The sequence below is a fragment of the Stenotrophomonas sp. GW821-FHT02D01 genome (assembly GCF_059421765.1).
In genome coordinates this window covers 475288-488446 of the sequence record NZ_JBWKVP010000001.1, presented here as the reverse complement: position 1 = coordinate 488446, position 13159 = coordinate 475288, and the positions used below count along the sequence as shown (strand labels likewise).

13 protein-coding genes are annotated in these 13159 nt (G+C 67.1%); 9 read left to right on the top strand and 4 right to left on the bottom strand.

Annotation, left to right across the window (positions count from 1 at the left end; genetic code table 11):
* Positions 1-37 precede the first annotated feature (37 nt).
* From AC07UW_RS02305 to AC07UW_RS02265, 9 genes are all read left to right on the top strand, one after another.
* Entirely contained in the window at positions 38-757 is a 720-nt protein-coding gene (locus tag AC07UW_RS02305; protein WP_495211321.1) for a tetratricopeptide repeat protein, read from the top strand.
* Positions 758-767: 10 nt separating this feature from the next.
* Positions 768-1445, top strand: a complete 678-nt coding sequence (locus AC07UW_RS02300) for a Fe2+-dependent dioxygenase (RefSeq protein ID WP_100551754.1) — start codon at positions 768-770, stop codon at positions 1443-1445.
* A gap of 172 nt (positions 1446-1617) precedes the next feature.
* Complete coding sequence (locus AC07UW_RS02295) at positions 1618-2019, top strand: hypothetical protein (protein WP_495211320.1); 402 nt, start codon at positions 1618-1620, stop codon at positions 2017-2019.
* A 147-nt stretch (positions 2020-2166) separates the two neighbouring features.
* Positions 2167-4587 carry a TonB-dependent receptor domain-containing protein gene (locus tag AC07UW_RS02290; RefSeq protein ID WP_495211319.1) on the top strand — a complete coding sequence of 807 codons (2421 nt, stop codon included), beginning with the start codon at positions 2167-2169 and terminating at the stop codon, positions 4585-4587.
* A gap of 260 nt (positions 4588-4847) precedes the next feature.
* Entirely contained in the window at positions 4848-5486 is a 639-nt protein-coding gene (locus AC07UW_RS02285) for a PepSY-associated TM helix domain-containing protein (RefSeq protein ID WP_032975837.1), read from the top strand.
* A gap of 40 nt (positions 5487-5526) precedes the next feature.
* Positions 5527-6045 carry a DUF2271 domain-containing protein gene (locus AC07UW_RS02280; protein ID WP_495211318.1) on the top strand — a complete coding sequence of 173 codons (519 nt, stop codon included), beginning with the start codon at positions 5527-5529 and terminating at the stop codon, positions 6043-6045.
* A gap of 125 nt (positions 6046-6170) precedes the next feature.
* Complete coding sequence (locus AC07UW_RS02275; protein WP_025873992.1) at positions 6171-6974, top strand: DUF4198 domain-containing protein; 804 nt, start codon at positions 6171-6173, stop codon at positions 6972-6974.
* Positions 6975-7029: 55 nt separating this feature from the next.
* Positions 7030-8001, top strand: a complete 972-nt coding sequence (locus AC07UW_RS02270) for an FAD:protein FMN transferase (RefSeq protein WP_495211317.1) — start codon at positions 7030-7032, stop codon at positions 7999-8001.
* Positions 7998-9602 (top strand): sulfite reductase subunit alpha, encoded by a 1605-nt coding sequence (locus tag AC07UW_RS02265; RefSeq protein ID WP_495211316.1) that lies wholly within the window; start codon positions 7998-8000, stop codon positions 9600-9602. Before AC07UW_RS02270 ends, AC07UW_RS02265 begins: the two co-directional genes overlap by 4 nt.
* 251 nt (positions 9603-9853) lie before the next feature.
* Here AC07UW_RS02265 and AC07UW_RS02260 read toward each other — a convergent pair whose 3' ends face one another.
* The 4 genes from AC07UW_RS02260 to AC07UW_RS02245 all read right to left on the bottom strand — a co-directional run bounded on the left by AC07UW_RS02260 (position 9854) and on the right by AC07UW_RS02245 (position 13067).
* Entirely contained in the window at positions 9854-10462 is a 609-nt protein-coding gene (locus tag AC07UW_RS02260) for a HutD/Ves family protein (RefSeq protein WP_313250220.1), read from the bottom strand.
* A 34-nt stretch (positions 10463-10496) separates the two neighbouring features.
* A complete protein-coding gene (locus AC07UW_RS02255) occupies positions 10497-11222 on the bottom strand; it encodes a murein L,D-transpeptidase catalytic domain family protein (protein WP_223494428.1) in 726 nt (241 codons plus the stop codon).
* Between the two features lie 17 nt (positions 11223-11239).
* Positions 11240-12307, bottom strand: coding sequence for a L,D-transpeptidase (locus AC07UW_RS02250; RefSeq protein ID WP_495211315.1), 1068 nt, complete (start codon positions 12305-12307; stop codon positions 11240-11242).
* A 337-nt stretch (positions 12308-12644) separates the two neighbouring features.
* On the bottom strand, positions 12645-13067 hold the full coding sequence (locus tag AC07UW_RS02245; RefSeq protein ID WP_223494427.1) for a ComEA family DNA-binding protein: 423 nt from the start codon (positions 13065-13067) through the stop codon (positions 12645-12647).
* Between the last annotated feature and the right edge of the window lie 92 nt (positions 13068-13159).

Here is a 13159-nt window from a genome sequence, read left to right as displayed (position 1 = left end):
TCCTGCCGCCGTTTTTGTTTCCGGCGATACTCCGCGCATGGCTTCCAACATCCCCTTTGATTCCGACGCCCTGACCGACCTGCTGCTGCACGACCCGCAGGCTGCCTTCATGCGCGTGCGCGATGCGGCGCAGGCCGGGCAAATCGAGGCACAGCTGCTGCTGGCGCAGATGCACATGGAAGGCAAAGGCACGCCCCAGGACGCTGCTGCGGCCCTGCTCTGGTACGAGACCGCAGCCAACAACGGCGCACCGATGGCGATGAACATGCTTGGCCGCTGCCATGAGCTGGGCCAGGGCACCACCGCCAATCCTTCGCTTGCAGCGGTCTGGTACCGGCGCGCCGCCGACACCGGTCTGGACTGGGGCCTGTACAACCTGGCCAACCTGCTGGCCACCGGCCGCGGCGTACCACAGGACCGTGCACAGGCACTGGCGCTGTACACCCGCGCGGCCCATCTGGGCCACGCCAAATCGATGAACCTGCTGGCCCGGCATCTGGAAGATGGATTGGACACCGGTCGCGATCCGCAGGCTGCACTGGGCTGGTATCGGCGCGCGGCCGAGGCCGGCGATTTCCGCGGCCAGGCCAACTACGCCTCCATCCTTCTGCAGGCCGGTGAGATCGAACAGGCCGTGCACTGGCTGCAGTTGGCGCTGCAGCACGGCAGTCCCGCGTTCATGGCACATATCGTGCCCGAGCTGGCCGCCTCACCCCACCCGCAGGTGCGCGCGCTGATCGCACCGTCTGCTTGCTGAGGACTTCCGCATGCTGCTGCACATCCCCGACATCCTCAGCGCCGGACAGGTGGCTGACATCCGCCGCAGGCTCGACGCAGCCGACTGGACCGACGGCCGCGAGACCGTCGGCCACCTCGGCGCGCAGGCCAAGCACAACCAGCAGCTGCCTGAAGCTTCGCCGCTGCGCCGCGAACTGGGCGAAACCATTCTGGTGGCCCTGGCACGGCATCCGCTGTTCTTCAGCGCCGCGCTGCCCTTGAAGTACCTGCCACCGCGCTTCAACCGCTACAGCGGCGGCGGCACCTACGGCTTCCACGTCGATGGCGCGGTGATGAACCTGGCCAACGGCGAGCAGCTGCGCTCGGACATCTCCTGCACGCTGTTCCTGTCCGACCCGGACGAGTACGACGGCGGCGAGCTGATCATCAGTGATACCTACGGCGAGCACGAAGTGAAATTGCCGGCCGGCGATCTGATCGTGTATCCCTCCAGCAGCCTGCACAAGGTCAATCCGGTCACCCGCGGTGCGCGCGTGGCATCGTTCTTCTGGGTGCAGAGCATGATCCGCGACGATGTGCAGCGTCGTCTGCTGTGGGAGATGGATACCTCCATCGAGCGCCTGCGGCAGACCGATGGCGATGCCGACGCGGTGCTGCAGCTGACCGGGGTGTACCACAACCTGCTGCGGCGCTGGAGCGAGGTCTGAACCGATCAGGCCACCCCTGCGGCAGTTTGGCAATCATTCTCATTTGCAACGGCTAACGGGTCTCATTACAATCACGCCCCGTTGACGCCGGATGTTCCGGCCAGCCAGGGATCTCCGCTTGCGTCGCCCGCTCCGCCCTCGCCCGCTTCGGCTTGTACAGCTCGGCACCGCCATGCGCGGCCGTCGGCCTGCGCTGGCCAGCCTGCTGGCGTGGGTGGCGATGCTGACCCTGTTGCTGGGCACCCTGCCGCTGCTGCCGGTCGCCCACGCTGCCGCGCCGCAGGCGCAGGCGCTGCAGCAGCCGCTGGAAGAGCGCGGCGGCGAAGGCCCTTTGCAGGAAGAAGCGCCGGCCAAACTGCGGCGCTGCGCCTCGGCACCGGCCAAGTCCACGGACAAGCCGATCCCGCCGCTGCTGCTGGCCAGCCACTGGCTGCGCACCGAACTTGATCTCGTTCCCTCCGCGTCGATTCCATCCGGCGCGCGTCCGCACTGGCCGCTGGCCGTACCGGACATGCCCTGGGCCGATGCGCCCGGGCGCCGCCAGCAGCGCGGCCAGGCGCCGCCGCTCGCCTGATCCACGGCACGCCATGACCGCCTGCGCGGTTGCACCGGCTCGCCGCTGCCTGCTTCGCCCCTGCCGCCCCTGATCGGGCCATCCCTGCCCTGCCGTGTGCGCTCCGCACCCGGCATCGCGCTGCTTACATCTTTCGAGGTATCTGCCATGGCCCAGCGCCATCGTGTCCGTTCGTCCCTGTCCCGCCACCTGTTGACCAGCGCTGTGCTGGCTGCGGTCGCGGCGCCCGCCTACGCCAATGGTGCCGCCAGCGGCGCGCCGCAGACGCTGGACAAGGTGGTGGTGACCGCCTCCGGTTTCGAGCAGAAGGTGGTCGATGCACCGGCCAGCATCAGCGTGGTCAGCCGCGAAGAGCTGAGCAAGCGCCCCTATACCAGCCTGGTCGACGCCCTGCGCGACGTCGAGGGCATCGACGTCGGCCTGGAAGCCACCGACAAGAACGGCCGCGCCACCATCTCCATGCGCGGCCTGCCGTCCGAGTACACCCTGGTGCTGATCGATGGTCGCCGCCAGAGCAACGCCGGCCAGCTGTACCCGAACAACTTCGGTGGTGGCCAGTTCGCCTACCTGCCGCCGCTGGATGCGATCGAGCGCATCGAAGTGGTGCGTGGCCCGATGTCCACGCTGTACGGCTCGGATGCAATGGGCGGCGTCATCAACATCATCACCCGCCGCAACCAGGACAGCTGGCACGGAGCGGTCACCCAGGGCTTCACCGTGCAGCAGGACGACCAGTTCGGCGATGCGCGCAGCACCGACCTTTACCTGAGCGGCCCGCTGATCAAGGATCGCCTCGGCCTGGCCGTGCGCGGCAGCTACTACGACGCCAAGGCGTCCAATCCCGAATGGGATGCGCTGACCCTGCCCGATGGCACCCTGTGGGAGCGCAGCATCGGTTTCGGTGGCGGCGGCAAGTCGGTGGCCAACACCAACTGGAACACCGGCGTGCGCCTGAACTTCCACGTCAACGACGACCACGAACTGTGGCTGGACTACGACGTCTCGCGGCAGAAGTACGACAACAGCGAAGGCCAGACCGGCACGCTCGACAGCCTGGCCAGCCTGTGGCGCGTCGGCAATGCGGTGATTCCCAACCCGAATGGCAGCGGCACCGTCACCCGCCGCGTGGTGCAGCCGCGCGTGGGCTACACCGCCTACCAGCGCTATGAGCGCGACCAGCTCTCGCTGACCCATCAAGGTCGCTACAGCTTCGGCACCTGGCAGACCTCGCTGACCCACAGCAAGAGCAACAACCTGGGCCGCTCGCTGCCGCTGACGCTGGACGAGCGTGCCGGCCTGCAGACCCTGTGGAACGACGTCTGCCGCCGCACCGGTGCCGCCAACAACTGTGCCGCCGGCCGCAACAACGGCCTGGCCGCACTCAACGCCAGCGAACAGGCACGCCTGCAGGCGTTCCTGCCGCGGCCGCTGCGCACCATGGAACTGGAAGGCTACGTGCTGGACACGATGCTCGACCTCGACTTCGGTGCGCACAAGCTGACCGTGGGCGGCCAGTACAACGACACCGACATGATCGACGGCGTGTTCGGCATGGACGGCGCCGGCTACCGCAGCAACACCAAACAGAAGCACCGCATGTGGGCACTGTTCGCCGAGGACAACTGGTCGCTGACCGACACACTGACTGCCACCTTCGGCCTGCGCTACGACGACCACAACATCTTCGGCAGCCACCTCAGCCCGCGCGGCTACCTGGTCTGGAATGCCACCGATGCCTGGACCTTCAAGGGTGGCGTCAGCACCGGTTACAAGACCCCGCGTCCGGACCAGTTGTTCCCGGGCATCACCGGCTTTGGTGGCCAGGGCGTGCTGCCGCTGGTGGGCTCGCCGAACCTGAAGCCGGAAACCAGCACCAACTACGAGCTGGCCGCCTATTACGAAGGCCAGCGCTGGGGCTTCAACGTCACCGGTTTCATCAACAAGTTCGAAGACAAGATCGCCAGCGGCGGCACATTCCCCAACTGTGAAGTCGCGCCGGTCGGCAGTGGCTACTGCGTGGACATCGGGCCGGGCTGGGCGTCGCTGGGCTACAGCACCTTCACCCAGAGCGTGAACATCGACAAGGCCGAGACACGTGGCGCAGAACTGGCCGGCCACGTCGACCTGCTGGACACCCTGCAGCTGCGCGGCAACTACACCTGGACCAAGAGCGAGCAGACCGCCGGTTCCGGCAAGGGCCTGCCGATCACCGGCACCATGCCGGCCAAGCACATGGCCAACGCCAGCCTGAACTGGCAGCTCAACGATGCCATCAGCCTGTCGTTGATCGGCGAAGGCCGCTATGACCGCTACCGCGACACGATTCTCGATGCCGCCGGTGCCAGTCACACCCGTTACTACGAGGACTACACCCTCTTCCACCTCGGTGGCAGCTGGAAGGCCACGCAGTGGCTGACGGTCAACGCGCGGGTCAACAACCTGTTCGACAAGAACTTCGTCTCGCAGTCGTGCCTGCTGACCAGCCCCAGCGAATACAACTGCGTGGACGACTACGCCACCAAGGACCAGCGACGCAGCTACTGGATCTCGCTCAACGCGAAGTTCTGATCGTCGCTCTGGTGGGTGCCGACCTTGGTCGGCACCGCTCCATCCACGCATGGCGTGGATCTACCGGTCAGCGGTAGTGGTAGTGGTAGTGGTAGTGGTAGTGCCGGCCGCTGGCCGGCAACCGCGCGATGTTTTCAGGTGTCATGGGATTGCCGGCCAGCGGCCGGCACTACCCCTTCAGAGATACACAACGACATCTAATTGCGAGCAATTCTCATCAATGATGTAATGGCCAGTATTCATCCGTCCCGAACCGTGCCGTGAGCCGTCCCGCATCTTCCACCGTGCAGCAGCAGCAGAGCCGCGGCTTCTGGCTGCGTACCCTGCACCAGTGGCACTGGATCAGCTCTGCGGTCTGCCTGATCGGCATGCTGCTGTTCGCGGTGACCGGCCTGACGCTGAACCATGCCGCGAAGATCGAGGCCAAGCCACAGGTGCAGAACCAGCACCTGGAACTGCCGGCGGAACTGCTCGGCGGTCTGGGCTCCCGCGAGGACGGCAATGCACCACTGCCACGCCCGGCCCGGCAATGGCTCGACGATCAGCTGGGCATCTCCATCGGCGGTCGACCCGCCGAATGGTCGGCCGAGGAAATCTATCTGTCACTGCCACGCCCCGGCGGCGACGCCTGGCTGAGCATCGACCGCGAAACCGGCGCGGTGGAGTACGAATCCACCTCGCGCGGCGCGGTGTCCTATCTCAACGACCTGCACAAGGGCCGCAATGCCGGCCCCGCATGGGGCTGGTTCCTGGACGTGTTCGCCGTGGCCTGCCTGGTGTTCTGCATCACCGGCCTGTTCCTGCTGCACCTGCATGCGCGGCAGCGACGCATGACCTGGCCACTGGTCGGCCTGGGCCTGATGATCCCGCTGCTGATCGCCCTGCTGCTGATCCACTGACTTCCACCGTGACTTCCATCCGTTCTTCCGGAGCCGCCCCATGCGCGTCACCCTGACCATCGCCCTCAGCGGCCTGCTGGCCACCTCGCCGGCTTACGCCACCACCCTCGACATCATCGTCGAAGTGCCCAAGCTCAACGTGGCCGAGTACCACCGCCCGTATGTGGCAGTGTGGCTGGAAGGCGCCGACCAGAAGGTCGCCGCCAACCTGTCGGTCTGGTACCAGCAGACCAGCAACAGCGAAGGCCATGGCACCAAGTGGCTGCCCGACCTGCGCCAGTGGTGGCGCAAGAGCGGCCGCACCCTGCAGGTGCCGGTGGACGGCGTGACCGGCCCGACCCGCCCGGCCGGCAAGCACGCGCTGTCGTTCAACGACAAGCAGCCCGCACTGAAGCAGCTGGCCCCGGGCAACTACACCCTGGTGGTGGAAGCGGTGCGCGAAGTCGGCGGCCGTGAACTGCTGAAGATTCCCTTCACCTGGCCGGCCACCGCCGCACAGAACGGCCGCGCGCAGGGCGCCACCGAACTGGGCCAGGTCACCCTCGCCGTCAAACCGTAATTGCCTGAGCCGGGGTCAGAGCCCTTTCCGCTGGAAAGGGATCCGACCCCATCGCAGCACCCCAGGGGTCGGATCACTTCCGCAGGAAGGGCTCTGACCCCATCAATCATCCTGGAGTCTTCCGCATGAAGCGCACGCTCGTCCTCGCCGCCGCTCTGGCCGCTGCCCTTCCCTTCTCTGCCCTGGCCCACAAGGCCTGGCTGCTGCCCTCGCAGACCGTGATCGCCGGCAACGCGCCGTGGATCACCGTCGACGGTGCGGTCTCCAACGACCTGTTCTATTTCAACCACGTGCCGCTGCGCCTGGAATCGGTGGTGATCACCGCCCCGGACGGCAGCACCGTGCAGGCGCAGAACGCGGCCACCGGCAAGTACCGCAGCGTGTTCGACGTCGAGCTGAAGCAGCAGGGCACCTACCGCATCGCCTCGGTCAACGACGGCCTGTCGGCCACCTATGAACTGAACGGCGAGCGCAAGCGCTGGCGCGGTACCGCCGCCACCTTCGGCGAACTGCCCAAGGATGCGAAGAAGCTGGAAGTGAGCCAGTCGGTCGGCCGCGTGGAGACCTTCGTCACCAACGGAGCGCCGAACGACACCGCGCTGAAGCCGACCAACCGCGGCATCGAACTGGTGGCCGTCGGTCACCCGAACGACCTGTTCGCCGGCGAGGAAGCCACCTTCCGCGTACTGGTCGACGGCAAGCCGACCGCAGGCCTGGAGTTCGAGATCGTGCGCGGCGGCACCCGCTACCGCAACGCGCAGGACGAGCAGAAGCTGACCAGCGACGCCAAGGGCGAGATCAAGGTGACCTGGCCGGAAGCCGGCATGTACTGGCTGGAAACCGGCACCGAGGACAAGAAGACCTCGGTCAAGCAGGCCGCCAAGCGCCGCCTCAGCTACGTCGCCACGCTGGAAGTGCTGCCGCAGTAAAGACAGCGCTGCGATACCCGGCGCGCCCTGGTATCGCAGCCTGCCACGCATGCCCATGACCTCTACCGCACTCGACATCGCCCGGCTGGGCGGCACCACCATGGGCACCACCTGGAGCGTGTCACTGGTCGCACCGCGCCAGCGCGACCTGCATCCACTGCATGCTGGCATCCAGGCACGTCTGGATGAAGTGGTCGCGCAGATGAGCACCTGGGAAGCGGGTTCCGACCTGAGCCGCTACAACCGTGCCGACGCAGGTCAGTACCTCGTGCTTCCCATCGAAACACGCCATGTGTTGGCCTGCGCGCAGGCCATCGCTGCAGCCAGCGGCGGTGCGTTCGACCCCACCGTCGGCCCGCTGGTGGCGCTGTGGGGCTTCGGCGCCCATGCCGGCGCACGGCGCGCACCCGATGCCGCCACGTTGCAGGCAACGCGTGCGCGCTGCGGCTGGCAGCGCCTGCACTGGCAGGAGGATGCGCTGCTGCAGCCCGGTGGCCTGGAGCTGGATCTTTCGGCGATTGCCAAGGGCTTCGGCGTCGACCACGTCGCCGCTTGGCTGCGCGGCCAGGGTGTCGATGCCGCACTGATTGAAGTCGGTGGGGAACTGGCCGGTTACGGCCGCAAGCCCGACGGCCAGCCGTGGCGCGTGCTGGTGGAGTCGGCGCCGGAGGAAGATGCCCACACCGATACGCCACCGCGTGTCCTGGCGCTGGACGGAAAGGCGGTGGCCACCTCCGGCGATCGCTGGCACCACTATCACGACGATGACGTGGCCTACAGCCACAGCCTCGACCCGCGCAGCGGCACGCCGGTACGGCAGGTCGCAGCCGCCGTCACCGTGGTCGCCAGCGACGCGATGCACGCTGACGCCTGGGCCACCGCACTGACCGTACTCGGCCGCGATGCAGGCATCGCGCTGGCAGAGCGCGAGGGGTTGGCCGCGCGCTATCTGGAACGCACCGCAACCGGTCCACGCGAGACCCTCAGCAGCGCCTTCCAGCAGCTGCTGGATGAGCAGGCTGCATGAGCATGCGTTTCCCGCGCGCGACCGTTGGCAACGTCATGGTACTGGCCCTGCTGGCCGTGATCGGCGGGGCACTGCTGCGTCTGCACCTGGGCGAAGCGTGGTGGCAGGGTGCACCGCCGGCCCGGCAGTGGGGCATCGCGCTGGCCGCCACTGCGCTGTATCTGCTGGCGTGTGGCGTGCTGTGGTGGCGCAGCCGTCCGCGCGACGATACGCCCGAAGGCGGCAACCCACCGATGCTGCTGGTCTGGTCCAGCCAGACCGGCTTCGCCCGCGAACTGGCCGAGCGCAGTGCGCAGGCTCTGCGCTCGGCCGGCATGTCGGTGCGCCTGCGCGGTCTGCACGAAGTCGATGCCACCCTGCTGGCGGGCAGCGCGCGTGCACTGTTCATCGTCAGCACCACCGGCGAAGGCGATGCACCCGACCATGCCCTGCCCTTCCTGCGCAAGGTGATGGGCACGCCGCCGCCGCTGCACCACGTGCAGTACGGCGTGCTCGCACTCGGTGATCGCAGCTACGGGCATTTCTGCGCGTTCGGCCACCACCTGCACGACTGGCTGCGCCAGCACGGAGCACATCCGCTGTTCGATGCCATTGAAGTCGACAACGCCGATCCAGCTGCCCTGCGCCACTGGCAGCAACTGCTTGGCCAGCTCGGCGGCGACGCGAGCGAACTTCCCGATTGGACACCGGCCGAGTACCAGCCGTGGACGCTGCTGCAGCGCACCCACCTCAATCCCGGCAGCGCCGGTGGTGCGGTCTATTGGCTGCGCCTGCAGCCCCCGACCGGCAGCGGCGCACAGTGGCAGGCCGGTGACATCGCCGAGGTCGGTCCGCAGCATGCCGAACAGAGCACGCGCGACTGGCTGCAGACGCAGGGCTTCGATGCGGACACCGTGTTGGACGACGGCACTACGCTGCTCGCCCGCGTTGCGCGCTCGCACCTGCCGTCATTGGTTGCAGCAGGCGATCTGCCTGGGCTGTTGGCGGCACTGCAGCCCCTGCCACATCGCGAATACTCCATCGCCTCGGTGATGGACGACGGCGCGGTGGAACTGCTGCTGCGCCGGCAGCTGCGTGCCGATGGCACGCCGGGCATCGGCAGTGGCTGGTTGTGCGACCACGCCGTCATCGGCGAACCGCTGCAGGTGCGACTGCGCCGCAACGAGAATTTCCATGGCGTCGCCGCCGACGTTCCATTGCTGCTGATCGGCAACGGCACCGGTATCGCCGGCCTGCGCGCGCACCTGCACGAACGCGCACGCATTGGCGGTGCCCGCACCTGGCTGTTGTTCGGCGAACGCTCGGCCGCGCATGATTTCCACTTCTGCGATGAACTGCAGGCGATGCTCGGCATCGGCACGCTGACCCGCCTGGATACGGTGTTCAGCCGTGATGGCGGCGCACATCGCTACGTGCAGGATCGCCTGCTGGCCGAAGCATCCACGCTGCGGCAGTGGGTCGATGACGGCGCGACGATCCTGGTCTGCGGCAGCCTGCAGGGCATGGCCCCGGCAGTGGATGCGGTGATCGAGCAGGTGCTCGGTGCCGACGGCAAGGAAGCGCTGCTGCTGGCCGGTCGTTACCGGCGCGACGTGTATTGAGCGAACGTTTGGGGCAAACCGCCTCTTGTGGGTGTGAACCTCGGTTGGCACCCTGCTGCGATATCGGCTGCCACATCCACGCATGGCGTGGATCTACTGAACGGCTGGCGGCGATCCCTTGTTCGCACCCTTCTGCGGCATCGGCTGCCGCATCCACGCATGGCGTGGATCTACGCGGATCCAAGGTGACAACCATGCTGCAGTAGATCCACGCCATGCGTGGATGATTGCCTCCGGGCGCCGACGCTGGCTCAGCCGCCCGCCGCGCTCACCCGTATCGCCAGCAACTCGCCACCGCCCTGCAATGCATGCCGCTGACGCTCACCGGCGGCCAACCACGCGGTATCGCCGGCCTGCATCGCGGGCAATCCACTGTCCGCGCCGAACATGGCCTGCCCGCCCAACAGGTGCAGGGCCCAGGCCACGCCCGGCTCGCAGAAGAAGAACATCGGCCCGACCAGTGGACGATGCAGCAGCTCGGCCTGCAGCAGTCCGCGCTTCCACATCAGGTTGAAATCGTGGGTGGTGCCGTCCACCAGCTCGCCGTGCAGCGCAGCCTCACCGGCAAAACGCACGCGCCCATGCGGTGGCAGCACATCGGCTACGCGGCCGTCCTCGAAACGCAGGCGCACGCCATTGCCCTGCAGCAGCACCAGTTCGCGCTCGACGCCCGGGAATGCGGAAAACGCGGCGTCCTGCTCGATCTCGGCCACCGACAGGCGCAACGCCCAATCATCGCCCTGCGCTGGCAACCGCAGGATCTCGCGGGTCCAGCCGAGGCCGTTGCGCCAGCGTTCGCGGCGGTAGTCCAGGCTGGAAATCACCTGGCTCGGGGTCTGCAGCAGGGAGTCGATGTTCATGCGCGCATTGCATCATGCCGCGCGCCGCAACGCATCAACGCGTTGCAAGACCCGCAGCCGTACCGCAATCGCCGCCCAGCAGCTGTGAGTGCTTGAGCCAGTCCTTGTCGGGGTAGTACGCAAACACCATCGTGCCGCCTCGCAACGCGTCGATCAGCGGCTTGGCCACCGACAACCGCACCGCCGGGCAGCCCAGACTGCGCCCCAACCGCCCCTGCAACTGCGCAGTGGACGGATTCACATACGGCGCACCGTGGATGACGATGGCGCGCTCGCGTGCACGATCGTTGAACCCCGGCTCCAACCCTGCCAGCCGCAGCGAATAGCCGTTGCCGCCCATGTAGGTTTCCTGCGCGGTGAACGCACCGATGCTGGACATGAAGCTGCCATCGCGGTTGGAGAAATGTTCGGTGCGGTTCTCGCCGCTGTTGCGGCCGTGCGCCACCCACTCCTCGAACAACAGCCGCTGGCGGGCGAGATCGAAGACCCACATCCGCGGCTCGGTGGACGGCCGCGAGTAATCGATCACGCTCAGGCGTTCACTGCTGACTCCCAGCTCCGGCCGCTGCAGTGCGCAGCGCATGGCGTGGGCAGCCAACTGCAGAACCCGACGGTCGGCCTTGGGGGCGGTGCGTGCCAGCTGCGCGGCGAGGTCGTCGGCGCTGATGGCGGCAATGGGCGTCTGTGCCCCGGCCGGGGCACTGGCAGTGGCTGCCAGCAGGCCAAGGGCGGCCAGCCGGCACAGGCGGGAAGCAGACATGGGCACGTAGGGAGGTCTCAGGATCCCTTGAGGGTGGACGCTGGCGGCTCCGATTCCAAGACCGGCTGCATTCCCGATTCAGCCGCGCTTGGGCGCACCGCCGGCAGCGACGTCACCAGCAGGGTCGTGCCCGGCACCAGCACCTGGTACAGCTGGCGGGCGAAATCAGCCGGCAGGGCCATCGGCAACGACGGCGTGGCCAGCAGGTCCGGCGTGGCCTGGGCGCGGTCCTGGCCCAGCAGCGGATACGCCGTCCACTGGTGCAGGCGCTGCTGCGCATCAAGCGGGCTGGGCGTATCGCTGTAGCCCTGGCCCATCACGAACAGCGTGGTGCCCTGGAATGCCGGCAGCGCTTCAGCCTTCAGCGGCGACTCACCGATCATCACGCCATCGCGCAGCACGTACAGGCGCTGGTCGTGCAGGCTGACCAGGATGCCGACCTGCCCACTGGGTGCCGCCGCATCATCCCACCAGGCCTTGTCGGGAGCTCCGCCCTCGCCTTCCGGCAGGGCTTGGCCGCGTGCATTCACCGGCGCCAGTACCGCCGGATAGGCCAGCGTCATCGGCGCGCTCTTGGCATCGGCCACGACCACCGTATCGCCACGCTTGGTTTCGCTGAACAGCTTCTGGGCGAAGGCCTGCGGCAGGCGCACGCAGCCATGCGAGGCCGGGTGCCCGGGCAGGCTGCCGCCGTGAAGCGCGATGCCGTCCCAGGTCAGCCGCTGCATGTACGGCATGGGTGCGCTGTTGTAGAGGTTGGAGCGGTGGTCCTTGTCCTTCTGCAGGATGGTGAATACACCGGTCGGCGTTTCATGGCCGGTCTTGCCCGAGCTGATCGTGGTCAGGCCGATGGCAATGCCATTGCGGTACACGTAAGCCCGTTGCTCATCCAGGCTCACCACCAGCACGATCGGACCGGCCGGCGAGACTTCCGGATGCCACAGGTACTCGCCCGGCTTGAGGTCGGTCGGCCCGCGTACTTCGGAGGTCGTGGCCGCAACGGGCTTGGAGGGTGCGGCCGCCTGTACAGCGCAGGGCAGTGCCAAGGCCACGGCGAGCATCAAGGTCAAACGGTGCAGGTGCATCCAGCAGGTTCCATTCCATGCGAAGGCCCCACCGTACACCATGGGCGCGTCGCAGCCGCGCCAAAAGAAATTGCCCGGCGACACAGCCATGTGTCGTACCGGGCAATCGTCACGTCCCTGTCGGCCTGCTGCCACCCCCTCGCATCCTGCGAAGCGGGGGCGGCGTTGCATCCTGCACGCGGCCGCGTCTGTCCTGTTTGTATCTCAGCCCCTTCCACAGGTCTGTGATGCCACCATCCTGGTGATTGGTGCCGCATCCCTGCGACGGTCGGCGGCTGCAGCCATCCTGTCCGCAGCCAATGAACCTGCATCCTGCAGATTCCGACGATTCCTGTTGTCAGCGCCTGGGTACGGTTCGCACCGGTACCGATCCGGGTACCGGATCCGCGGGCAACATCGTGTTGCCAACGGTGATCCGCCGTCGATTCCGTTCGACGATCGATGTCCCTATCCCCTTCACCTGCGTCAGGTCCTCGACGCGGTGAAACGGGCCGTGTCTGCGCCGGTGCTCGACGATCGCCGCAGCCTTGGTGGCCCCGACCATCGTCAATCCCTGCTGCAGCGCCTGGGCATCGGCCCGGTTGATGTCGATCGGCTCGGCAGCTTGCGCTCCCGCGATCCACATTCCCAGCACCAGCGCCCTCAACACGACAAACCAAGGCACGACGTGTATCTCCTTGTGGTTCTGACCGTCCCGACCGGCAATCCCGTCGGTCGAAACAGTGTCCGTCACCACATGCACACAGCGTATCGGGTTCACGGATTTCTAAAAGCCAGCCAAATACCCGACGTGATGTAGGGAAAACCCTACCCTTGGCCGAGGCGTAGAATGGGCAGATCAGCCATGCAACC

Bases quoted from the DNA above. Each gene is read 5' to 3' on its own strand.
- AC07UW_RS02300 (WP_100551754.1), top strand. From the start codon at position 768: ATGCTGCTGCACATCCCCGACATCCTCAGCGCCGGACAGGTGGCTGAC.
- AC07UW_RS02250 (WP_495211315.1), bottom strand. From the start codon at position 12,307: ATGCACCTGCACCGTTTGACCTTGATGCTCGCCGTGGCCTTGGCACTG.
- AC07UW_RS02305 (WP_495211321.1), top strand. From the start codon at position 38: ATGGCTTCCAACATCCCCTTTGATTCCGACGCCCTGACCGACCTGCTG.
- AC07UW_RS02280 (WP_495211318.1), top strand. From the start codon at position 5,527: ATGCGCGTCACCCTGACCATCGCCCTCAGCGGCCTGCTGGCCACCTCG.
- AC07UW_RS02260 (WP_313250220.1), bottom strand. From the start codon at position 10,462: ATGAACATCGACTCCCTGCTGCAGACCCCGAGCCAGGTGATTTCCAGC.
- AC07UW_RS02270 (WP_495211317.1), top strand. From the start codon at position 7,030: ATGACCTCTACCGCACTCGACATCGCCCGGCTGGGCGGCACCACCATG.
- AC07UW_RS02265 (WP_495211316.1), top strand. From the start codon at position 7,998: ATGAGCATGCGTTTCCCGCGCGCGACCGTTGGCAACGTCATGGTACTG.
- AC07UW_RS02275 (WP_025873992.1), top strand. From the start codon at position 6,171: ATGAAGCGCACGCTCGTCCTCGCCGCCGCTCTGGCCGCTGCCCTTCCC.
- AC07UW_RS02290 (WP_495211319.1), top strand. From the start codon at position 2,167: ATGGCCCAGCGCCATCGTGTCCGTTCGTCCCTGTCCCGCCACCTGTTG.
- AC07UW_RS02295 (WP_495211320.1), top strand. From the start codon at position 1,618: ATGCGCGGCCGTCGGCCTGCGCTGGCCAGCCTGCTGGCGTGGGTGGCG.
- AC07UW_RS02255 (WP_223494428.1), bottom strand. From the start codon at position 11,222: ATGTCTGCTTCCCGCCTGTGCCGGCTGGCCGCCCTTGGCCTGCTGGCA.